The sequence below is a fragment of the Leifsonia sp. PARNA 1/14 genome (assembly GCF_055720965.1).
The window spans coordinates 89,989-110,371 of sequence record NZ_JBVQSP010000008.1 but is presented as its reverse complement, the minus strand read 5'-3'; the positions used below and the strand labels follow the sequence as shown (position 1 = coordinate 110,371).

The window sequence follows — 20,383 nt, the reverse complement described above, 5'->3', positions numbered from 1 at the left end:
CGCCATTGTCGCCTCAGTGCTGCAGAACCGCCAGCACGGCCAGCACTCGCCGGTGGTCGTCCCCCGAGTCCTCCAGCCCCAACTTCTGGAAGATCGACGTCACGTTCTTCTCCACCGCGCCCACTCCGATGACCAGGCGGGAGGCGATCGCCGCGTTGGTGCGGCCCTCCGCCATCAAGCCCAGCACGTCGCGCTCGCGCGGCGTCAGCGATTCGAGCGGGTCGGTACGCCGCACCAGCAGCTCACGCACGACCTCCGGGTCGAGCACCGTGCCGCCGGCGGCGACGCGCGTCACGGCGTCGCGCAGCTCGTCGAGGGAGGCGACGCGGTCCTTGAGCAGATAGCCGGTGCCGCCTCGGCCGCTCGCCAGCAGCTCCTGCGCATAGGTGCCCTCCACGTACTGGCTGAGCAGCAGCACACCCACGCCGGGAAAGGACGATCGCAGCTCGAGCGCCGCACGGACTCCCTCGTCGCGGAAGGTCGGGGGCATCCGCACGTCGAGAATCGCGACGTCGGGATGCAGCGACGGGAGGGCGGCGAGCAGCGACTCGGCGTCGCCGAACGCTCCGACCGTCTCGAAGCCGGCCTCGTCGAGGAGGCGAACGAGCCCTTCGCGCAACAGGACGGAGTCGTCCGCGACGACGAGACGGAGCGGGGTGGTGGCAGGCACGCCACCACCCTATTGCCCGCCTCGGGCGCGCCGCCGCCTCAGGCGAGCGGGATGCGCGCTCCGATCCGCGACGGGCCTCCGGCCGGGCTGTCGACGACGAACTCGCCGCCGAGACCGTGGACGCGCTCGGCCAGGCCGCTGAGGCCGTGACCGGCGACCGTCGTAGCGCCACCGTTGCCGTTGTCCGTCAGCCACACCGCCAGCCAGGCGCGTCCGGCCGCATCGACAGCACGATCGAGCACGAGCCGGGCGGCGGTCGCCCCCGAATGCTTCGCCAGGTTGGCCGACAGCTCGGCCAGCACGTAGTACGCGTTCCGCTCCACCTCCGGGCTGAACCGCTCCCCCGGCCGCAGCGAAGACTCCACGCTCACCGGGATGGGGCTGCGCGCCGCCAGCGACTCGACGGCGGCCTGCAGGCCGCGGTCCTGCAGGATCGGAGGCGCAAAACCGCGAGACAGCGCGCGAAGCTCCTCCAACGTGTCGCCCGCCTGCTTGCGCGCCTCGGCGAGCAGCGCAGCCGCGGCCTCCGGGTCGTCGGTGAGCTTGCGCTCGGCCGACGCGATGTCCATCTGGAGGCGGATCAGGCGCTGCTGCGGACCGTCGTGGAGGTCGCGCTCCAACCGGCGCAGCGACTGGTCCTCCGCTGCGACCGCGGCGCCCCGCTGCGCGGACAGGTCGGCGACCTCCCGCTGCAGCGCCTCGGACCGCCACGCGCCGAGCACTCCGTGCGCGATCGCGTGGTGCAGCAGGGTGAGGCCACGGGTCACGAAGGGCAGCGTCACGGCGAAGATCACGCCGAAGATCACGTACAGCACGCGGTCGCCGGCGACCGGATCGAAAGTCGAGTGGATACCGAAGATCGAATCCGCCAGCACGCGCGAGAGGAAGAAGTCGCGATGCCCGGACGGGATGAAGCCCAGCCAGATCCAGCCCGTCAGGCCTCCCAGCGCGCCGGCCGTCCACGTGATCGTGATGCTCCAGCTGATCACGCTGACGATGGGGTTGATGATCATGCCGTGCAGGAGGTACAGCCAGTAATGGCCGTTCGCCCACGGGCCGAAGATCGCGCGCCAGAAGGTGCGCGGGCGGTCGGTGGGCTCCCACACCGGGCGCGGGACCGGCGCAGCGCCTGCCCAGTCGAGACGCGTGAGCTCCACGGTTCCGAACGCCCGGGCCACATAGAACGTCGCGACGACGATGAAGAAGCCCACGTAGATGACGACGGTGCCGATGCCCGTCCAGAACAGGGAGGCGAGCACCGAGAGCCCGATGATCGCGATCGGCATGGTCAGGAGGAGGAAGCCGAGCTCCCGGGGCACGCGTCGCCACAGCGACCCGTAGGTCGTGCGCTCGGCGGGAGCCGGGGGGACGGTGGAGGCGGTCACAGTGTCCAGACTGGCAGACGTGCCGGCGGGGTCGGTGCTTCCCCCGGGCAGAGTCGCGGTGGTCGATTCGTTCATGGCTCCAGCCTCCCGTTCGGGCGTTGGTCGCCCCCATCCCGTCCGCCGCCGGATCCGTGCGGGGGTTAACCCGACCAAGGGTCGCCTTCGTTAGCGCAGCCTCAGCTTCGTTGCGGAATTACGGGCGCGCAGTAGCGTTGTCGTCAGGCAGAAGAAAGGACGCCACCATGACGGACATCGCTGCAAGCCAGAGCGTTTCGAACCCCGACGTCGCTGCAGGAGTCGCACAGTTCCTCACCCCCGTGGTCATCGACCTCACCGCACTCGTCGTGAACGGCAAGCAGGCGCACTGGCACGTGCGCGGCGCCAACTTCATCGGCGTGCACGAGCTCCTCGACACGATCGTCGACCACGCCCAGGAGTGGGCCGACCTCGCCGCCGAGCGGATCGTCGCCCTCGGCCTCCCCGTCGATGCGCGCCTCGGCACCGTGGCGGCCAAGACCACCACGACCGAGCTCACCGCCGGATTCCGTCCGTCGAACGAGACCATTCGCGAAGTGATCGCCCAGATCGACGCCGCGCTCGCGAGCGTCAACACCGCGGTCACCGAGCTGGACGAGCTCGACCAGACCAGCCAGGACGTCGCCATCGAGATCGCCCGCGGTCTCGACAAGGACCGCTGGTTCCTGTTCGCGCACATCAGCGAGTAACGCCCCGCGTGTGCCGAAGGGCACGTCGTTGTCGCTTTCGGGCCTCGAAAGCGACAACGACGTGCCCTTCGGCGTTTCAGGTGGGCGTGCTGCTCAGAGGGTGTCGTGGGTCAAGCGGCCTGCGAGGAGGGTCGCGGAAACGGGCATGACGCGGAGCTCGTCAGGGGTCGCCGCGGAGGGATCGCGCTCGACGATCGCGAGGTCGGCGAGCTCGCCGACGGCCACGCGGGATCGCGTCGATGCGTCGAGGGCGGCCTCCACCGAGATGCGCTGCTCAGGATGCCACGGCTCTCGGCCGTCGCGGGCGCGACCGACGGCCGACGCGATCGCCAGCCACGGGTCGAGCGGCGCGACAGGCGCGTCGGAGCCGAAGGCGAGGCGGGCCCCAGAGGCCAGCAAGGACGCGAGTGGGAATGCATCCTGCGTCCGGCCGGCCCAGAGCCGGTCGGCGACGTCACGGTCGTCCATGGCGTGCTCGGGCTGCACGCTCGCCACCACTCCGAGAGCCGCGAACCGCGGGATGTCGGCGGGATCGATCAGCTGGGCGTGCTCGATGCGGCCTCCCGAGCCGAGTCGCTCGAAGGCGTCGAGTGCGAGCCGGTTCGCTTCGTCGCCGATCGCGTGCACTGCGGGCTCGATGCCGTTGCGCGCGGCGAGTTGCAGATCGACCAGCAGCTCGGCGGGCGTGAGATTGGCGACCCCGTGGCCGCCGTCCGGGTACGGGTGCCGGCAGAGCGCCGTGCGGGTGTTGAGCGAGCCGTCTGAGATCACCTTGAACGGGCCCATCGTCAGAAGGCCACCGGTCCCCTCGACCGGCGCGCCGGTGCGGAGGCCGAGCCGGACCGCGTCGTCCAAACGGTCGCGGTAGACGCCGAACTCGACACGCACCGAACCCGCTCCTGCCGCCATCCGGCGCGTCCAGGTCTCCAGGTTGCCGCCGTACTCGAGGTCGACGATCCCGACCACTCCGCGCGCCGCCGCCCGATCCGCCGCGTCCGACGCCCAGCGGTCGAGCGTCGCCTCGTCTGACGGCGTGAGCGCACTCGTCAAGGCGAAGCTGTCGTCCTCGCGCAGCAGTGCGCCCTCCACCCCGGGCGCATACCGGGCCATCGCGGCCGAATTCAGCCACGAGCAGTGGAGGTCACCGGCGATAAGGACGACGGGTCGGTCACCAGCCGCCGCGTCGAGCAGTTCGCGAGTGGGGAGGTCGGGCCACAGCGCATCGTGGAAACCGAAACCGACCAGCACCGCCGTACCCGGATCCGCTGAGGCTCGCGAGCGCACGAGCGAAGCGGCCTCAGCTGCCGACGACGCCGGCGACACATCAAGGCGTCGAGCCGTCTGCGCCCACTGGGTGAAATGGACGTGCTGGTCCCACAGCCCGGGGATCAGCCACCGGCCGTCGAGCGGGATGCGCTCGAGCCCTCGCTCGGCCGTGGCACCTGCGGGCAGCACCGACGCGATCGACCCGTCGCGCACGGTCACGTCCACGACCTGATCGGAGCCCGGCAGCCGGGCTCCGGCCAGGACGAGACTCATCGAGCCGCGCGGCGGCGGTCGTGCACGAGCTGCATCTCGCGCAGCAGCGACGGGCTCGCGTAGGCCGAATCGCCGCCGAGCTCCGTCATGATCGAGTCGACGATGTGGTCGGGCCGGTTCTGGCTCATCTTCTGCTTGGCGACGATCTTGGTCGGCGTCAGCCGCAATCCGACCGTTCCGGACGAGATGCGCTCGGCGTAGCGTTCGTCCTCCAGCGTGCCGCGCATCTGCCGGGGGTTCGGCAGCTCGCGCTCGAAATGGTCGACGAGCTTCTCGAGCACCTGGAGGTTCTCCTCCGCGCTCAGGATCTCAGGCACGCCGGAGAGGTGGATGGCCACGAAGTTCCAGGTGGGTACGGCGGGGTCGGCGTCGTACCACGACGACGAGATGTACCCGTGCGGCCCCTGGAGGATGACGAGCAGTTCGTGCTCACCCAGCTCGTGCAGCTGCTCGTCGGGGTGGCCCACATGGCTCACGATACTGAGCTCGTCGCGCGTGTCGTCGAGGATCACCGGGTAGTGCGAGGCGACGAGACCCGTCGAGGCGTTGCTGACGAACGTGCCCCACGGGTTCTCGCGGATGATCCGCTCGATCTCGGCCCGCTCTCCGAGGGCGAAGCTGGGATTCTGACGCACGAGTGCCTCCTAGGCCTGATCTTTCGGGCACCAGTACAGCTTGCGGCCGCCCAGCTCCTCCATGAGGATGTTCGTGCCGCACACCCGGCATGGCAGCCCTTCGCGCTTGTAGACCCAGTGCCGGTCCTCGCGTTTGGCCATCGCCTTGCGGTACGACTCCTCGTCGAGGTCGTCCATCGTCATCATCTGCCCGGTCTCGACGCCGATCTGCAGCAGGTGCACCCAGTCGCGCCACAGCTCGCGCACGGTCTCCTCCGGCACGAGCTTGCCCGGCGTGTGCGGGTTCTGCCTGGCACGGAACAGCAGTTCGGCACGGTAGACGTTGCCGATGCCGCTGACGACGCTCTGGTCCATGAGCAGCAGTGCGATCGCAGTCGGCTTCTTGCGCACCTTCGCGACGAAGGCCTCCTCGGCCGCCGGGCCGGAGTCGACCTGCGGGTCGGGGCCGAGCTTGGCGATCACGGCGTCGACCTCGGCCGGGTCGAGCACCTCGCACGCGGTCGGGCCGCGGAGGTCGGCCACGGCCGTGTCGCTGAGGAGGCGCACCCGCACCTGGCCGACGGGCTCCGGCGGGAAGACGTCGATGTCGGCCTCCACCTTCTCGGACTCCGACATGCGCAGCCGGGTGCGGCGGGGAGCGCCGATCGAGTGCAGGGAGTTCTCGCCGGCCTCGTCGAAGACGGTGCCGGTCTGGTTCGCCGTACCCTTCTGCTGGGTCTGGCCCATCCGCCCGTTCGCGCTCGCGATGGTCGGATCGATGCTGATGTCGCCGGCGAAGTCCCACGCGCCGTAGATGCCGAGGTGGATGCGCAGCCAGAGCTCGTTGTCGAACTCGAGGAACATCTGCTTGCCGACGGCCTTGGCCGCCACCATCGTGTGGCCGTCGATTCGTGTGGCATCGGCGGCGAACCGGCCCTGCGGGGAGGAAACCGCGATGCGGTGGCCCACGAAGTTGACGGCGAACTGCTTCGCGATGCGGTGGACGGAGTGGCCCTCGGGCATCAGCGGTCCACGTTCTTGCCTGCGATGTCGCCCGTGGCCTCGAACTCGGCGAGCTGCGCGATTCGGCGCACGTGACGCTCCTCGAGCGAGAACGGCTCGGCGATGAAGACGTCGATGAAGCGCGTGGCCTCCTCGACGGTGTGCTGACGCGCGCCGATCGAGATGACATTGGCGTCGTTGTGCTGGCGCGCCAGCTGCGCGGTGCTCTCGTTCCAGACGAGGGCCGCACGCACGCCGAGGACCTTGTTCGCCGCGATCTGCTCGCCGTTGCCCGAGCCTCCGAACACCACGCCCAGCGCCTGGACACCGGCCTGCTGGTCGCGCACGACGGCTTTGGCCGCGTTGATGCAGAACGCCGGGTAGTCGTCGATCGGGTCGTACTCGGTGGGACCGTGGTCGACGACCTCGTGGCCGGCCTGCGACAGGTGCTGCTGGAGGTGCGTGCTGAACTCGAGACCGGCGTGATCGGTGGCGATGTGGATTCGCATGCTCACAGTCTAGGGAAGGCCGCCGACGCCGCAGGAGCGGCAGGAGCGCGACCTCACTAAGGTGGATGCGGTGGACACGATCCACACCCCGATCCGCTTTTCCAAGGAGTCAGCGTTGCCCGGAGAAAACCTCACCCGCATCGAAGCCCAGGAGCGCGCGTCGCTCGTCCGCACCCACAGCTACGACGTGGCCCTCGACCTGACGACGGGTCCGGAGACCTTCCGAAGCACCACCACCGTGCGCTTCTCCGCGACGCCGGGCGCCTCGACCTTCATCGACGCGATCACCCGCACCGTCCACTCCGTCGTGCTGAACGGCGTGGAGTTGGACCCGGCCGTCGTCGCCGATGGGGTGCGCATCCAACTGGACGGGCTGCAGGCGGAGAACGAGCTCACGGTCGACGCCGACGCGATCTACACCAACACCGGTGAGGGCCTGCATCGTTTCGTCGACCCGGTCGACGGCGAGGTGTATCTCTACTCGCAGTTCGAGGTGCCGGACTCGCGCCGTATGTTCGCCGTGTTCGAGCAGCCCGACCTCAAGGCCCAGTTCACCTTCACCGTGACGGCCCCCGAGCACTGGGCGGTCGTGAGCAACTCCCCCACCCCCGAGCCGAGCGACGCCGGCGAGGGCGCGAAGACCTGGTCGTTCGCTCCCACCGCGGTCATCTCCTCCTACATCACGGCCCTGATCGCGGGCCCGTACGAGTCGGTCCACAGCGAGCTGACCAGCCGCGACGGCCGCACCATCCCGCTCGGCGTGTACGCGCGCAAGAGCCTCGCGGGCTTCCTGGACGCCGACTACATCTTCACGAAGACGCGAGAGGGCTTCGCCTTCTACGAGGCGAAGTTCGACTACGCCTACCCGTTCGAGAAGTACGACCAGCTGTTCGTGCCGGAGTTCAACGCCGGCGCGATGGAGAACGCGGGCGCCGTCACCTTCACCGAGACCTACGTGTTCCGGTCGAAGGTGACCGACGCCATCAAGGAGCGCCGCGTCGTCACGATCCTGCACGAACTCGCGCACATGTGGTTCGGCGACCTGGTCACCATGAAGTGGTGGAACGACCTGTGGCTCAACGAGTCCTTCGCCGAGTACGCCTCCACCCTCGCCACCGCGGAGGCCACCGAGTGGACCGAGGCGTGGACGACCTTCGCCGCGATGGAGAAGAGCTGGGCGTACAAGCAGGACCAGCTGCCCTCCACCCACCCGATCGTCGCGACGATCAACGACCTGGAGGACGTGCAGGTCAACTTCGACGGCATCACGTACGCGAAGGGCGCCTCGGTGCTCAAGCAGCTCGTCGCCTGGGTCGGCCAGGACGACTTCCTCGCGGGCGTCGCCCAGTACTTCAAGAAGCACCAGCACGGCAACACCGAGCTGACCGACCTCCTGGTCGAGCTGGAGGCCACCAGCGGCCGCGACCTCACCGAGTGGTCGAAGAAGTGGCTGGAGACCGCCGGCGTCAACACGCTGCGACCGGAGATCGAGGTGGACGCAGACGGCACGATCACCGGGTTCGCGATCCTGCAGACGGCCGCGGCCGACTACCCGACGATCCGTCCACACCGCCTCGCGGTGGGTTTCTACGACCTGGTGAACGACCGCCTCGTGCGCACCTCCCGCGTCGAGCTCGACGTGGACGGCGAACGCACGGAGGTCGCAGAGCTCATCGGACTGAAGCGTCCGGCGCTCGTCCTCCTCAACGACGACGACCTGGCATACGCCAAGATCCGTCTCGACGAGGAGTCGCATCGCGTCGCACTCGAGCACCTCTCGTCGATCGCGAGCCCGCTCGCCCGGTCGCTGGTCTGGGGCGCGGTGTGGGACGCCACCCGCGACGCCGAGTCGAGCGCCAGCGACTACGTGCGCCTGGTGCTCGGCAACATCGCCTCCGAGACCGAGTCGACGACGCTGCGCACGACGCTGAACCAGCTCGTGCTCGCGGCCGGAAGCTACGTGGCGCCGGAGCGTCAGAAGAAGACGAGCGAGGAGGCCGCCTCGGCGCTCTGGGAGCTGGCGCAGCAGGCAGAGGCCGGCAGCGACGCGCAGTTCCAGTTCGTCAAGTTCTTCGCGGCCCTGGCCTCCACCCCCGAACAGCTCGCCACCGTCGCGCAACTGCGAGACGGTTCGCTGACCCTGCAGGGCCTCATCGTCGACACCGACCTGGGCTGGGAGCTGCTCGTGGCCCTGGTCGCGGGCGGTGCGGCCGGCAATGCCGAGGTGGATGCCGCGCTCGCCGCCGACAACACCGCCAACGGCGCCCAGTTCGCGGCGCAGGCTCGCGCCTCCATCCCGACGCTCGCGGGCAAGCAGGCGGCGTGGGACTCGGTGTTCGGCTCGGACGGCCTGCCGAACACGATCGTGCGGTTCACGGGCCTCGGCTTCCAGCGTGCAGCGGACAGGGAGGTGCTGGCCGCGTTCGTCGAGCCGTACTTCGCGGCGCTGCAGGAGGTCTGGACCTCGCGCACCTACAAGATCGCCGAGTACCTGGTGGCCGGCATGTACCCGGCGCCGCTCGCGAACGCCGCTCTGCGCGACGCCACGCGCGCCTGGCTCGACGCCAACCCCGAGCCGGCCGCGCTGCGCCGCCTGGTGGTCGAGAACCTCGCCGGCGTGGAGCGCGCGCTCGCGGCCCAGGCACGCGACGCGGGCTGACCCGCACCGCACCGGGCGACGGGGGTCGTGGTTCGCGTCGAGCGACGACCCCCGTTCGCACTGCCGGGCCATGCGGGCCCCACACAGGTAGTACTCGGGTTCGATGACGCGGACCCCGGCGCGGCCCTAGTCTCGGTCTCATGATCCAACTCGACAACCTCACCAAGACCTTCGGCAGCAAGACCGCTGTCGACGGCATCTCGGCGACGATCCAGCCGGGCAAAGTCACCGGCTTCCTCGGCCCCAACGGCGCGGGCAAATCCACCACGATGCGCATGATCATGGGCCTCGACCGCCCCACCCGCGGCTCCGCGACGATCAACGGCAAGCGGTACGGCGAGCTGCGTTCGCCGCTCGGAGAGGTCGGCGCGCTGCTGGATGCGAAGGCGGTGCACACCGGTCGCACGGCCTACAACCACCTGCTGGCGATGGCCGCGACGCACGGCATCTCGAAGAACCGCGTCAACGAGGTCATCGCACTGACCGGGTTGGAGTCGGTCGCCACCAAGCGTGTCGGCGGGTTCTCCCTCGGCATGGGCCAGCGCCTCGGCATCGCCGCCGCGATGCTCGGTGACCCTGCCACGCTGATCCTCGACGAGCCGGTCAACGGCCTCGACCCCGAGGGCGTGCTCTGGGTGCGCCAGTTCGCGCGCCATCTGGCCGCACAGGGCCGCACCGTGTTCCTGTCCTCCCACTTGATGAGCGAGATGGCACAGACCGCCGACCACATCATCGTGCTCGGCCGGGGCCGTGTCCTCGCCGACGCTCCCGTCGACCAGATCCTCGCCGGAGCGACCCGCTCCGCCGTCCGCGTGCGCACCCCGGAGATCGAGCGGCTCGTCAACGCGATCAACGGTCCCGACGTGACGGTCACCGGTGTGGAGGCCCAACTGCTCGAGATCAGCGGGCTTTCGGCCGCGCAGATCGGCGACGCGGCAGCCGCCGCGGGCATCGCGCTCCACGAGCTCACCCCGCTCAGCGCCTCCCTCGAGGAGGCCTACCTCGAACTCACTCAGGACGAAGTCGAATACCACTCGGAGGTCGCCCGATGAGCGCCGCAACCACCACTGCCGCACCGCACCAGCACTCGGAGATCGGCCGTCTCAGCTTTCCGCGCGTGCTGCGCTCGGAGTGGATCAAGCTCCGCTCGCTCCGCTCGACGTTCTGGACGCTGATCAGCGTTGTCGTGCTCGTCGTCGGCTTCGCGGCGCTGCTGAGCTTCGCGATCCCGTCGGCCACGACCCTCTCGACCGAGTCCGGACCACGCGGTGCGACCCTCGATCTGAACAACATCGTCGCCACAGCGGCCACCTTCGGGCTTCGATTCGCCCAGCTCGTGGTGGCGGTGCTCGGTGTGCTCGCGATCAGCGGCGAATTCTCCACCGGGATGATCCGCTCGTCGTTCGCCGCGGTTCCGCATCGCTTCCCCGTCCTCGCCGCCAAGGCGATCATGCTCTTCATCGTCTCGTTCGTGATCGGCCTGGTGAGTCTGGCGGCATCGTGGTCGATCGCGATCGGCGTGATGAGCGGCAAAGGCTACGAGCGCGAGCTGTTCGAGGCCTCCACGCTCTGGTCGATCCTCGGCGGCGCCGTCTATCTCGGGCTGATCGCCGTCTTCGCTCTCGGCCTCGGCACCATCATCAAGGCCAGCGCAGGCGGAATCGCCGCGGTCGTCGGCGTGCTGTTCCTCCTGCCGATCCTCGTCCAGGTCGCCGTGGGGCTGCTGCCGAAGGTCACCTGGCTGGCCGACTGGTCGCACTACCTGATCAGCAACAACGGCGACGGTCTGGCCGGCCTCGCGAACGGCTCCCTCGAGCCGTGGCAGAACATCCTCACCGTGGTGATCTGGACCGCCGTCTCCTTCATCGCCGGAGCGATCCTGCTGCAGCGACGGGACGCGTGACCTCTCAGGTGACCGCTCCCGACGCCGCCCCGGCCGACCTCGAGCTTCCGAGGCCGCCCGGGGCGGTGCGGCGCTTCTTCGGCGTGCATCCGCTTCTCGTCGACTCCCTGGTCGCGTGCGTGTACCTCGTGCCGGCGCTCGCCGAGGGCGTCGTCGAGATGATCAGAGACCCGAGCTGGTCGGTGGTACTCCGGGTGATCCTCGCGAGCGTGGCCGGCGGGGCGCTGTTCGCCCGCCGCCGGTCCCCCCGCACGGTTTTCGCCATCGCGCTCGCCGTGCTCGTGCTGAGCGTGTTCGTCGGCCGCAACGTCGACTTCGTGCCGACCGTCTTCGCCCTGTACGCCCTCGCGGTGTACCGATCGGCGCGTTCGGCGTGGATCGCCTACGCGATCACCGCGGTCGCGACCGTCGGCGTCCTCAGCGTCACCGAGATCGTGGTCTCGGTCCATGACTTCGCGCCGCTCTCGACGGAGGCGATCCCCTCCGGCTTCGCAGCGCTCTCCTTCTGCACGGTCGCCGTTCTGGTCGGCACCAACGTCGGCAACCGACGTCGCTACCTCGACGCCCTCATCGACCGTGCGCGGCAATTGGCGCGCGAGCGCGACCAGCAGGCCGAGATCGCTACAGCGGCCGAACGCAGCCGCGTCGCACGCGAGATGCACGATATCGTCTCGCACAGTCTCACGGTGATGATCACGCTCGCCGACGGGTCGGCCGGGCTCGTCGCCACTGCTCCGGAACGCTCGGCCGAGACGATGCGGCTCGTGGCCGAGACCGGCCGCAGCGCCCTGGGCGACATGCGCCGGCTGCTCGGGGTGCTCCGAGCCGGAGACGAGGAGGGCGCCACCCACGCGCCGCAACCCGGGCTCGGCGAGCTCGGCGAGCTGGTCGAACGGTTCCGGGCCGCCGGACTGCCCGTACGGATCACGGTCTCCGGCTCGGCGCCGACCGATGTCGGCCAGCAGCTCACCGTGTTCCGGGTGGTGCAGGAGGCCCTCACGAACACCCTCCGGCACGGCGCGCTCGCCACCACCGTCACCGTGACGATCGACTTCGGCCACGAGCGCATCCGCATCGTCGTGGAGGACGACGCCACCGTGCACACGGACTCCGTCCAGGGCTCCGGCGCCGGTCTGCTCGGCCTCCGGGAGCGGGTCGCCCTCTACGGCGGCACCTTGGAGGCGGGGCCACGACGTGGCGGCGGCTGGCGGCTCGCGGCGGACTTCCCGACCGTCCGGCCGGCCGCGGCACCGTCCACAGCCTCGTCGTCCGATCCAGACGCGGCCACCGCCGCAGCGCCAGAACGCAGGAGTCCCGAATGATCGACCCCCGTCCCGATCGCGACCGCCCGCTGCGCATCCTCCTCGTCGACGACCAGGCCCTGGTGCGCCTCGGCTTCCGGATGGTCCTGGAGGCCGAACCCGACCTCCAGGTGGTGGGCGAGGCTGCCGACGGCGCCGAGGCGGTACGGCTGGCCGTCGAGACCCGGCCCGACGTGATCCTCATGGACGTGCGCATGCCGATCGTCGACGGGATCGAAGCGACCCGCCGCATCGTCGCCGCCAACCCGGAGGCGCGGATCATCATCCTCACGACGTTCGACCTCGACGAGTACGCCTTCGGCGGCCTGCGCGCGGGAGCGTCCGGCTTCCTGCTCAAGGACGCGCGGCCCTCCGAGCTGACCGCGGCGATCCGTGCCGTCGCGACCGGCGACGCCGCGGTCAGCGGCCGGGTGACCCGTGCCATGCTGGAGCTCTTCGCCGACCGGCTTCCCGAATCCGGCGGCGCACCGACCGGAGTCGATCCGGCCGCCGCCCTGACGCCGCGCGAGCGCGAGATCCTGCTCGCCATGGCCGACGGTCTCACGAACGGCGAGATCGGAGCCAGATTCTTCCTCACCGAGTCGACCGTGAAGACGCACGTGGGGCGGGTGCTCTCGAAGCTCCAGCTGCGAGACCGCGTGCACGCCGTCATCTTCGCCTACGATAACGGACTCGTCGACCGCTGACCGCCGACCACTCGGCGGGGTCCAGGGGACGCCAAGGACCCACTCGATAGGATTCCGTGCGTATGGGAATTCTGAAAGCGAACTTCTGGACCGAGGTCGGGAGCTGGCTCGTCGCCACCGGCTGGACACTGCTCAACGTCGTCTGTATCATCGTCGGCGCGTTCCTGTTGAGCTGGCTGCTGCGCGTCATCATCCGTCGCGTCGTCAAGCAGATCGTCAGCGGCGTCAAGAAGGGCCAGAGCGTCACGGACACCCAGGCGCTCGTCGCGTCCCCGCTCGCCGCCGTGCGCGTCGTGCAGCGCACGAGGACGCTCGGCTCGGTGCTGAGCAACATCGTCAACGTGGTCATCGGGATCGTCGCGATCGTGATGGTGTTCGGCGTCGTCGCCCCGACCGCGGTCACCTCGCTCGCGCTGCTCACGGCCGCGATCGGCGCCGGGCTCGGTTTCGGCGCGCAGAACATCGTGAAAGACGTGCTGAACGGCCTGTTCATGGTGATGGAGGACCAGCTCGGCGTCGGCGACGTCGTCGACCTCGGCTCGGCGACAGGTGTCGTGGAGGCCGTCGGCATCCGCATCACCCAGGTGCGCGACGTCAACGGCACGCTCTGGTTCGTCCGGAACGGCGAGATCGTCCGGGTCGGCAACATGTCGCAGGGCTGGTCGCGCGTGATCGTCGACCTCGCGGTACCGTACGACACCGACATCGAGGTTGTGCAGGCCAAGATGCTCGAGGCCGCCACGGCGCTCGCCACGAGCCCCAAGTGGCGCTCTCGCATCCTGGACAAGCCCGAGCTCTGGGGGCTCGAGTCGGTCTCGGCCGACGCGATGGTCATCCGGATCGTGCTGAAGACTCGTACGACGGCGAAGGACGACGTGTCCCGCGAGCTCCGGGCGCGGCTGAAGCAGGCGACCGACGAACTGGGAATCAAGCTGCCGTCGCTGGAGGCCGTCGTGCTGAGCGGCTTCGACAGCGCCGGAAGCGTCAACGGCGCGAAGCCGCCGCGCACCCGCCCGACCCCGGTGGTTCCGGAGAAGCCGGCGACCGGCCGCAAGGCGCGCGCCGCCGCCAAGCGGGCCCCGAAGGCCGTGGCCGACCCCGGAGCCATCCGGATTCGGCCCGCCATCGAGGGTGCGGGCGCCGCCGAGACGCCCGCCGCCCCGCCCCCTCCCCGCGCTCCGCGCACGCCGAAGCAGCCTCCAGCACAGCCTCCCACCCAGCCACCGACGGAGTGAGATGACCACCATCCCTGTCGGGCCGCCCAGCGGCCCGTCCTTCTTCGAGCAGATCGGCGGGCACGACACGTTCGTCCGGCTCGTCGACGCGTTCTACCGCGGCGTCGCCGACGACCCGGTGCTGCGTCCGATGTACCCCGAGGACGAACTCGGGCCGGCCCGCGAGCGTCTGACACTCTTCCTCGAGCAGTACTGGGGAGGGCCCACCACCTACAGCGAGCAGCGCGGGCACCCGCGTCTGCGCATGCGGCACAATCCGTTCCGCGTCAACCCTGACGCGCGTGACCGCTGGCTCGCGCACATGCGGGTCGCAGTCGATGAGCTCGGCCTGCCTCCACTGCTGGAGGAGACCCTCTGGAACTACCTGGAGCGCGCGGCGTTCGCTATGGTCAACACATTCCAGGAGTGATCCCGTCTCGAGGAGCGGCCCGGCTCCTCTCCCGACGTGCCGAAGGAGACACGCCATGACCCCAGAGCCCGACTGCATCGTGGTGGGCGCCGGCCTCGCCGGACTGGTCGCTGCGAGCGAGCTGCTCGACGCCGGCAGGACCGTGACGATCGTCGATCAGGAGCCCGCCGCCTCCCTCGGGGGTCAGGCGTTCTGGTCGTTCGGAGGCCTGTTCCTCATCGACTCGCCGGAGCAGCGTCGGATGGGCGTGCACGACTCGCTGGCGCTGGCCCGGCAGGACTGGTTCGGGAGCGCCGCATTCGACCGCGACGAGGACCACTGGCCGAAGCGCTGGGCGGAGGCCTACCTCCAGTTCGCCGCCGGCGAGAAGCGCGCTTGGCTGCACGAGAAGGGGGTGCGGTTCTTCCCGGTCGTCGGCTGGGCGGAGCGCGGCGACGGTACCTCGGGAGGTCACGGCAACTCGGTGCCGCGCTTCCACATCACCTGGGGTACCGGACCCGGAGTCGTGGAGCCGTTCGCGCGTCGCGTGCAGGAGGCCGCCGCCTCCGGGCAGGCACGCCTGCTTCACCGCCACCGCGTCGACGAGCTCATCGTCGAGGACGGCCGGGTCACCGGTGTGCGCGGCACGATCCTCAAGCCGGACGCCGCCCGTCGTGGGGCGCCCAGCAACCGCGAGCGGATCGCGGACTTCGAACTGCGCGCACCCGCCGTGGTGGTCGCGAGCGGTGGGATCGGCGGCAATCACGACCTGGTGCGGGCCGCGTGGCCGGAGCGGCTCGGCACTCCCCCTGACTTCATGCTCTCCGGCGTGCCCGCCCACGTGGACGGCCGCATGCTCGGAATCGCCGAGGCCGCGGGCGCCCGCCTCATCAACGGGGACCGGATGTGGCATTACACCGAGGGCATCCAGAACTGGGATCCGATCTGGCAGCGCCACGGCATCCGCATCCTCCCCGGCCCGTCGTCGCTGTGGCTCGACGCCCGCGGCGACCGGCTCCCCGCACCGCTCTTCCCCGGCTTCGACACGCTCGGCACCCTGGAGCACCTGAGCCGCACCGGCTCGGATTACAGCTGGTTCATCCTCACGCAGAAGATCATCGAGAAGGAGTTCGCGCTCTCCGGCAGTGAGCAGAACCCCGATCTGACCGGGAAGGACTTCGGGTTGCTCGCCAAGCGGGTGGGGCCCGGAGCGCCCGGTCCCGTCGAGGCGTTCAAGCAGAAGGGCGCGGACTTCATCGTGGCCGACACGCTCGACGAGCTGCTGGCCGGGATGCAGCGGCTGTCGGAGGTGCCGCTGGACGTCGAGCTCGTGACGCGCCACGTGCGCGAGCGGGACCGCCAGCTCGACAACGACTTCGGCAAGGACCTGCAGCTTGCCGCGGTGCGGGCCGCCCGCGCGTACCGGGGTGACAAACTCATCCGGGTCGCGTCACCGCACAAGCTCACCGACCCGAAGGCCGGCCCGATGATCGCGGTGAAGCTGCACATCCTCACCCGCAAGAGCCTCGGCGGCATCGAGACGGATCTCGACGCGCGGGTCCTCTCGGCGGACGGAACGCCGATCCCCGGGCTCTATGCGGCCGGCGAGGCGAGCGGCTTCGGCGGGGGCGGCGTGCACGGCTACCGCGCGCTGGAGGGCACGTTCCTCGGAGGCTGCCTCTTCTCGGGCAGGCAGGCAGGACGCGCGATCGCCCGCGCGATCTGACCAGCCGCCTTCGCCTCAGCCGCCTTCGCCTCAGCCGCCTTCGCCTCAGCCGCGGAGGCTCCAGGCCTGTCGGCGGATGAGCGTGTGTCCGCGCCGTGTCGTCAGCCGGGTCCACGGGCCGGTCTCCAGGATCGCGACCGGCTCGCCGGACGCCAGGAATCCCAGGCTCTCGGTGGCGAAGGCGGCGCCCGCCGGAACGTACTCGAGGCCCTCGATGGGACGGCCCCACACCTCGGCGCGCACCCGCTGGACGAGTTGCTCGCCCGTGCCGGTCGGGACGGCGTCCGCGACCTCCGCGATGCCCGCGGCCGCCGTCGACTCCATCAGCTCGTACGTCGTCTCACCGACCTGACGCCACCCGCCCCGGGGCGGCGAAATGCCTGCCCACGTCACGGAGGGCGCCTCCATCGGCAGCCGCACCTCCAGAGGGGCACTCTCGACGGCACCGTCGACGGCGCCGCTCTCGTCGCCATCGCGCGCCTCCTCTTCGACCGACCCCTGCTCGGAGGCCGCCGCAGCGCTCTCGGCGGCCTCGCGCACGCGCGCCAACCGGTCGAGCAGCGAGCGGATGGGGACTACCACGTCGAAGGCGACGTCGGGGCCGGTCAGGAAGGTGCGCAGCCCGAGCACCGTCGGCGTCTGATCGAGCAGCCCCCGTGGATAGAGGATGGCGGTGTACACGGCCAGCACACCCGATCCGGCGATCAGGCGCACCGACCCCTCCTCGACGCGGGCGGCCCGGGACAGGTAGGTCTGCAGGTCGGCGGCGGCGAGGGTGTCCTGGAGAGAAAACGACTCGTTCATCTGCGCTCTAAGCTACTAGAGACATCGGACGGAGACACTGTGACAGAGCCCCTCGAATCGCTGCTCGCCGCGCTCGACCTCACCGACACCGGTGCACGCACGAGCGAAGACATCTTCACCGGCCCTTCCCAGTGGATGCCGCTGGGCCGCGTGTTCGGCGGCCAGGTGCTCGCGCAATCGATCGTCGCGGCCACACGCACGGTCACCGACGACCGCAGCATCCACTCGATGCACGGGTACTTCCTCCGCCCCGGAGACGTCAACTTCCCGATCACGTTCTCGGTCGACCGCATCCACGACGGCCGGTCGTTCTCCACCCGCCGCACCCAGGCCTATCAGAACGGCCTGCCGATCCTGTCGATGATCGCGTCGTTCCAGACCGAAGACGACGGGGTCGAGCACCAGGTGACGATGCCGGAGGGCCTGCCCGATCCGGAGACGCTGCCGAACTCCGCCGACACCCTCGAAGACGTCGAGCACCCCGTCGCGCAGTACTGGGCGAGCCAGCGTCCGTTCGACATGCGGCACGTGCCGTCGCCGATATACCTCACGGTCGAAGGCCCGCACGTCGCACACCAGGCGGTCTGGTTCCGCGCGATCGGCACCCTGCCGGACGACCCTGCCCTCCACCGCGCGGCGCTCGCCTACGCGAGCGACTACACGATCATGGAGTCGGTGATGCGCCGGCACGGCGTGGCGTGGGCCACCCCCGGCCTCAAGGCGGCCAGCCTCGACCACGCCATGTGGTGGCACCGCCCCGCACGCGTCGACGAGTGGCTGCTCTACGTGCAGGAGTCCCCGAGCGCCAGCGGCGGACGCGGGCTGTCGCTCGGTCGGATCTTCAGCCGCGATGGGCGCCTGGTCGCAAGCGTGGCGCAGGAGGCGACCATCCGGGTTCCCGGAGCCGCCCAGCGCGACTGACGCCGACCTGCGGTTCTCAGCGCGTCAGCCGAAGGTGCTGCGCAGCAGCACCGTGCCGTTCGCCGCCGACCGGATGTCGATGGCCGCGATGTCGGCGAGCGGAACGCTCGTGGTCGCGATCGGGGCGACCGTGCTGCCTTCGGCGGCGGTCCACGTCGAGATCTGGGTCTGCTTGCCGGAGCGGTCGGTCACCACCATCGCGTAGGTCCAGGTGTGACCGCCGTCGTCTCCCGGGACCTTCGCGTAGGAGCACCGGGAGTCGATCCGGGTTCCCCACGGCTCGGAGGTGAGCCGGACGTCGGCGGCCAGCGCGCTCGGCACGACCTGCTCCATCGCGACGCTCGTGCCGGGCGACGACGACGGAAGCACACCGGGGATCGCGATCGCCAGGACGCCGACGAGCACCGCGGCTGCGACGGCCGCCAGGCCGCCGACCAGCCAGCGCGACCGGCGCCGGCGCTTGCGCGCCTGATCCAGCAGCGAGGGCAGCACCTCGGCACCCAGCCCTGCGTCCTGAGGCGCCTCCGCGTCGAGGAGGGCGAACGCCTGCTCCCGCGGCACCCGGCCGAGCAGCCCGGGCATCCCGGCCAACTCGCCGACCGCTGAGGCGCACCGATCGCACTCGTGGAGGTGCTCTTCGTACTGCTTCCGTTCGCTGGGCGAGAGGGAGCCGAGGACGTAGGCCGCATCCCAGGTGGCGAACTCGTCGTGGTTCATCGTTCCGTCACCCCTCTCTCCTGCAGCGCCAACCGCATGGCGCGCAGCCCGTAATGCAGCCGGGACTTCACCGTGCCCTCCGGGATCTCGAGCTCGCGCGAGATCTCGGCGATGGACCGGCCGCCGTAGTACGCGTGCACGATGACCGCGCGGTGCTCGTCGGAGAGCTCGGCCAGCGCGTCCGAGACCAGCCACGCATCCAGCACCGCGTCGGCGCCGTCGTCGGCCGTGGGCCGCTCCGGGAGGGTGTCGGTGCCGAACTCGTGCTGGCTGTGCGCGCTGCGCTTGTCGTCGATGACGATGTTGCGTGCGACGGTGAACAGCCAGGCGCGTGCGGACTGCTGGGACTGGTCCAGCACGGCGGGTCTGCGCCAGGCCCGGAGCAGGGTCTCCTGCACGACATCGTCGGCCATCGCTCGATCGCCGGTGAGGTGGACGACATATCGCCACACGGCCTGCGCGTGCTGGTCGTGCAGCTCCCGCAACAGGCGTGCGTCCTCATCCGGCATGGTCACCTCCTGACCTTAAGCACGAAGCCGCTGATGAAAAGGTTCAGAACCCGATGTGTGAACCGAAGCCTCTGCTGTCTCGTGCTTACGCTAGGAGAAAGCACCGCCGACCGGGAGGATCCACGATGACCGATTCCACACCGCTCACGCGACGTACCCTCGTCCAGATCGGCGGCGCGTCCGCAGCGGGAGCGGGGGTGCTCCTGCTCGCGGCGTGCACGCCAGGAGGGTCCGGAGCGACCGGTGGGTCGGGCAACGACGGCACGGCCACCGTCGACCTCTCGTCGATCCCGGTCGGCGGTGCGGTCTCCGCCTCCCTCGGTTCGACGCCGATCGTGGTCGCGCAGCCGAAGGCGGGCGAGGTGGTGGCGTTCAGCGCCGTGTGTACGCATCAGGGCTGCACCGTCGCTCCGCAGGGCGACGAGTTCGACTGCCCCTGCCACGGCTCGCGCTTCAACGGCACCACGGGTGACGTTCTGCAAGGCCCCGCGAGCAAGCCGCTCACCAAGCTCACGGCCGCCGTCTCGGGCAGCAAGGTCACCATCACGTCGTAGCGCTTCAGCGCTGCGGAGATCAGCGCTTGGCGAAGGTGACCGGGTCGTCGAGGTAGGGCGTCCAGGCGGCTCGTTCGTGCTCGTTGATGCGGCGCGGTCGTTGAGTCGTGGCGTCGACCAGCACGATCGTCGTCGCCGCTCGGGAGAACATCGTCCGCGGCTCGACGCCTTCGGGCGACCACACCTCGTAGTTCACCTCGAGGCTCGCGCCGCCGAGGCGCCCGAGCCAGAGCTGCACGTCGAGGGGTTGCCGGAGGTACGGGATCGGCGCGAGGTATTCGATCTCCTGCCGCGCGATCAGCGTCAGGGTGTCCGCCCCCGGGCGACCGTCGAGCACGGCGGTCGAACCGCCGACCGCTTCGCCGCTGCCCTGACCCGAGTCGTCGGGCGCCCAGAACGCCTCGATGCGCGCCTCTTCGAGGAGGCGCAGCATCTCGGCGTTGTTGACATGGCCGTACGCGTCGAGATCGCTCCAGCGCAGCTTGATCGGGACGTGCAGTCGCATCGAGCGCGCC

Annotated in this window: 21 protein-coding genes; 11 read left to right on the top strand and 10 right to left on the bottom strand. The window is 70.1% G+C overall.

The annotated features are described in order from the left end of the window. Positions 1 to 13: 13 nt before the first annotated feature. Positions 14 to 670, bottom strand: coding sequence for a response regulator transcription factor (locus AC0HS0_RS18720; protein WP_472965655.1), 657 nt, complete (start codon positions 668 to 670; stop codon positions 14 to 16). A gap of 38 nt (positions 671 to 708) precedes the next feature. After that, entirely contained in the window at positions 709 to 2,130 is a 1,422-nt protein-coding gene (locus AC0HS0_RS18715) for a sensor histidine kinase (RefSeq protein ID WP_472965654.1), read from the bottom strand. A gap of 167 nt (positions 2,131 to 2,297) precedes the next feature. Between AC0HS0_RS18715 and AC0HS0_RS18710 the strand changes: the two genes are divergently transcribed. Next, complete coding sequence (locus tag AC0HS0_RS18710) at positions 2,298 to 2,780, top strand: Dps family protein (RefSeq protein WP_472965653.1); 483 nt, start codon at positions 2,298 to 2,300, stop codon at positions 2,778 to 2,780. Positions 2,781 to 2,873: 93 nt separating this feature from the next. Here the strand turns inward: AC0HS0_RS18710 and AC0HS0_RS18705 are convergent, their stop codons facing one another. Genes AC0HS0_RS18705 through AC0HS0_RS18690 form a run of 4 tightly spaced genes read right to left on the bottom strand, consistent with a single transcriptional unit; the run spans position 2,874 to position 6,444 of the window. Further along, positions 2,874 to 4,319 carry an amidohydrolase gene (locus AC0HS0_RS18705; RefSeq protein WP_472965652.1) on the bottom strand — a complete coding sequence of 482 codons (1,446 nt, stop codon included), beginning with the start codon at positions 4,317 to 4,319 and terminating at the stop codon, positions 2,874 to 2,876. Then, entirely contained in the window at positions 4,316 to 4,954 is a 639-nt protein-coding gene (locus tag AC0HS0_RS18700) for an FMN-binding negative transcriptional regulator (RefSeq protein WP_472965651.1), read from the bottom strand. Before AC0HS0_RS18700 ends, AC0HS0_RS18705 begins: the two co-directional genes overlap by 4 nt. 9 nt (positions 4,955 to 4,963) lie before the next feature. Next, a complete protein-coding gene (locus tag AC0HS0_RS18695; protein ID WP_472965650.1) occupies positions 4,964 to 5,956 on the bottom strand; it encodes an Fpg/Nei family DNA glycosylase in 993 nt (330 codons plus the stop codon). Beyond that, positions 5,956 to 6,444, bottom strand: a complete 489-nt coding sequence (locus AC0HS0_RS18690) for a ribose-5-phosphate isomerase (protein WP_472965649.1) — start codon at positions 6,442 to 6,444, stop codon at positions 5,956 to 5,958. The genes AC0HS0_RS18695 and AC0HS0_RS18690 overlap by 1 nt, the downstream gene beginning before the upstream one ends. 115 nt (positions 6,445 to 6,559) lie before the next feature. Between AC0HS0_RS18690 and pepN the strand changes: the two genes are divergently transcribed. The 8 genes from pepN to AC0HS0_RS18650 all read left to right on the top strand — a co-directional run bounded on the left by pepN (position 6,560) and on the right by AC0HS0_RS18650 (position 16,363). Then, positions 6,560 to 9,103, top strand: coding sequence for an aminopeptidase N (gene pepN / locus AC0HS0_RS18685; protein ID WP_472965648.1), 2,544 nt, complete (start codon positions 6,560 to 6,562; stop codon positions 9,101 to 9,103). 140 nt (positions 9,104 to 9,243) lie between these two features. Next, positions 9,244 to 10,155 (top strand): ABC transporter ATP-binding protein, encoded by a 912-nt coding sequence (locus tag AC0HS0_RS18680; protein ID WP_472965647.1) that lies wholly within the window; start codon positions 9,244 to 9,246, stop codon positions 10,153 to 10,155. Beyond that, a complete protein-coding gene (locus AC0HS0_RS18675; protein ID WP_472965646.1) occupies positions 10,152 to 11,006 on the top strand; it encodes an ABC-2 family transporter permease in 855 nt (284 codons plus the stop codon). The genes AC0HS0_RS18680 and AC0HS0_RS18675 overlap by 4 nt, the downstream gene beginning before the upstream one ends. Beyond that, positions 11,003 to 12,328, top strand: a complete 1,326-nt coding sequence (locus tag AC0HS0_RS18670) for a sensor histidine kinase (RefSeq protein WP_472965645.1) — start codon at positions 11,003 to 11,005, stop codon at positions 12,326 to 12,328. The genes AC0HS0_RS18675 and AC0HS0_RS18670 overlap by 4 nt, the downstream gene beginning before the upstream one ends. Next, a complete protein-coding gene (locus tag AC0HS0_RS18665) occupies positions 12,325 to 13,014 on the top strand; it encodes a response regulator (protein ID WP_472965644.1) in 690 nt (229 codons plus the stop codon). The genes AC0HS0_RS18670 and AC0HS0_RS18665 overlap by 4 nt, the downstream gene beginning before the upstream one ends. Before the next feature lie 62 nt (positions 13,015 to 13,076). Next, entirely contained in the window at positions 13,077 to 14,249 is a 1,173-nt protein-coding gene (locus AC0HS0_RS18660; RefSeq protein WP_472965643.1) for a mechanosensitive ion channel family protein, read from the top strand. 1 nt (position 14,250) lies between these two features. After that, on the top strand, positions 14,251 to 14,658 hold the full coding sequence (locus AC0HS0_RS18655) for a globin (protein ID WP_472965642.1): 408 nt from the start codon (positions 14,251 to 14,253) through the stop codon (positions 14,656 to 14,658). Between the two features lie 55 nt (positions 14,659 to 14,713). Beyond that, positions 14,714 to 16,363 carry an FAD-binding dehydrogenase gene (locus tag AC0HS0_RS18650; RefSeq protein WP_472965641.1) on the top strand — a complete coding sequence of 550 codons (1,650 nt, stop codon included), beginning with the start codon at positions 14,714 to 14,716 and terminating at the stop codon, positions 16,361 to 16,363. Between the two features lie 45 nt (positions 16,364 to 16,408). Here the strand turns inward: AC0HS0_RS18650 and AC0HS0_RS18645 are convergent, their stop codons facing one another. After that, positions 16,409 to 17,167, bottom strand: coding sequence for a DUF8185 domain-containing protein (locus AC0HS0_RS18645; protein WP_472965640.1), 759 nt, complete (start codon positions 17,165 to 17,167; stop codon positions 16,409 to 16,411). A 39-nt stretch (positions 17,168 to 17,206) separates the two neighbouring features. On the opposite strand from AC0HS0_RS18645, the gene AC0HS0_RS18640 reads away from it, so the two are divergent. Further along, positions 17,207 to 18,088, top strand: coding sequence for an acyl-CoA thioesterase (locus AC0HS0_RS18640; protein WP_472965639.1), 882 nt, complete (start codon positions 17,207 to 17,209; stop codon positions 18,086 to 18,088). A 24-nt stretch (positions 18,089 to 18,112) separates the two neighbouring features. Here the strand turns inward: AC0HS0_RS18640 and AC0HS0_RS18635 are convergent, their stop codons facing one another. Together AC0HS0_RS18635 and AC0HS0_RS18630 are read right to left on the bottom strand one after the other, a co-directional pair. Further along, complete coding sequence (locus tag AC0HS0_RS18635) at positions 18,113 to 18,805, bottom strand: anti-sigma factor family protein (protein ID WP_472965638.1); 693 nt, start codon at positions 18,803 to 18,805, stop codon at positions 18,113 to 18,115. Then, entirely contained in the window at positions 18,802 to 19,314 is a 513-nt protein-coding gene (locus tag AC0HS0_RS18630; RefSeq protein ID WP_472965637.1) for a sigma-70 family RNA polymerase sigma factor, read from the bottom strand. Before AC0HS0_RS18630 ends, AC0HS0_RS18635 begins: the two co-directional genes overlap by 4 nt. Before the next feature lie 125 nt (positions 19,315 to 19,439). Here AC0HS0_RS18630 and AC0HS0_RS18625 point away from each other — a divergent pair, with 125 nt between their 5' ends. Next, a complete protein-coding gene (locus AC0HS0_RS18625; protein WP_472965636.1) occupies positions 19,440 to 19,868 on the top strand; it encodes a QcrA and Rieske domain-containing protein in 429 nt (142 codons plus the stop codon). Positions 19,869 to 19,887: 19 nt separating this feature from the next. On the opposite strand, the gene AC0HS0_RS18620 is transcribed toward AC0HS0_RS18625, so the two are convergent. Next, complete coding sequence (locus AC0HS0_RS18620; RefSeq protein ID WP_472965635.1) at positions 19,888 to 20,373, bottom strand: acyl-CoA thioesterase; 486 nt, start codon at positions 20,371 to 20,373, stop codon at positions 19,888 to 19,890. Positions 20,374 to 20,383: the final 10 nt, after the last annotated feature.

Excerpts from the sequence above, each read along its gene's own strand:
- AC0HS0_RS18715 (WP_472965654.1), bottom strand. The coding sequence starts at position 2,130 with ATGAACGAATCGACCACCGCGACTCTGCCCGGGGGAAGCACCGACCCC.
- AC0HS0_RS18710 (WP_472965653.1), top strand. The coding sequence starts at position 2,298 with ATGACGGACATCGCTGCAAGCCAGAGCGTTTCGAACCCCGACGTCGCT.
- AC0HS0_RS18705 (WP_472965652.1), bottom strand. The coding sequence starts at position 4,319 with ATGAGTCTCGTCCTGGCCGGAGCCCGGCTGCCGGGCTCCGATCAGGTC.
- AC0HS0_RS18695 (WP_472965650.1), bottom strand. The coding sequence starts at position 5,956 with ATGCCCGAGGGCCACTCCGTCCACCGCATCGCGAAGCAGTTCGCCGTC.
- AC0HS0_RS18690 (WP_472965649.1), bottom strand. The coding sequence starts at position 6,444 with ATGCGAATCCACATCGCCACCGATCACGCCGGTCTCGAGTTCAGCACG.
- AC0HS0_RS18680 (WP_472965647.1), top strand. The coding sequence starts at position 9,244 with ATGATCCAACTCGACAACCTCACCAAGACCTTCGGCAGCAAGACCGCT.
- AC0HS0_RS18675 (WP_472965646.1), top strand. The coding sequence starts at position 10,152 with ATGAGCGCCGCAACCACCACTGCCGCACCGCACCAGCACTCGGAGATC.
- AC0HS0_RS18665 (WP_472965644.1), top strand. The coding sequence starts at position 12,325 with ATGATCGACCCCCGTCCCGATCGCGACCGCCCGCTGCGCATCCTCCTC.
- AC0HS0_RS18660 (WP_472965643.1), top strand. The coding sequence starts at position 13,077 with ATGGGAATTCTGAAAGCGAACTTCTGGACCGAGGTCGGGAGCTGGCTC.
- AC0HS0_RS18655 (WP_472965642.1), top strand. The coding sequence starts at position 14,251 with ATGACCACCATCCCTGTCGGGCCGCCCAGCGGCCCGTCCTTCTTCGAG.
- AC0HS0_RS18650 (WP_472965641.1), top strand. The coding sequence starts at position 14,714 with ATGACCCCAGAGCCCGACTGCATCGTGGTGGGCGCCGGCCTCGCCGGA.
- AC0HS0_RS18645 (WP_472965640.1), bottom strand. The coding sequence starts at position 17,167 with ATGAACGAGTCGTTTTCTCTCCAGGACACCCTCGCCGCCGCCGACCTG.
- AC0HS0_RS18635 (WP_472965638.1), bottom strand. The coding sequence starts at position 18,805 with ATGAACCACGACGAGTTCGCCACCTGGGATGCGGCCTACGTCCTCGGC.
- AC0HS0_RS18630 (WP_472965637.1), bottom strand. The coding sequence starts at position 19,314 with ATGCCGGATGAGGACGCACGCCTGTTGCGGGAGCTGCACGACCAGCAC.
- AC0HS0_RS18625 (WP_472965636.1), top strand. The coding sequence starts at position 19,440 with ATGACCGATTCCACACCGCTCACGCGACGTACCCTCGTCCAGATCGGC.
- AC0HS0_RS18620 (WP_472965635.1), bottom strand. The coding sequence starts at position 20,373 with ATGCGACTGCACGTCCCGATCAAGCTGCGCTGGAGCGATCTCGACGCG.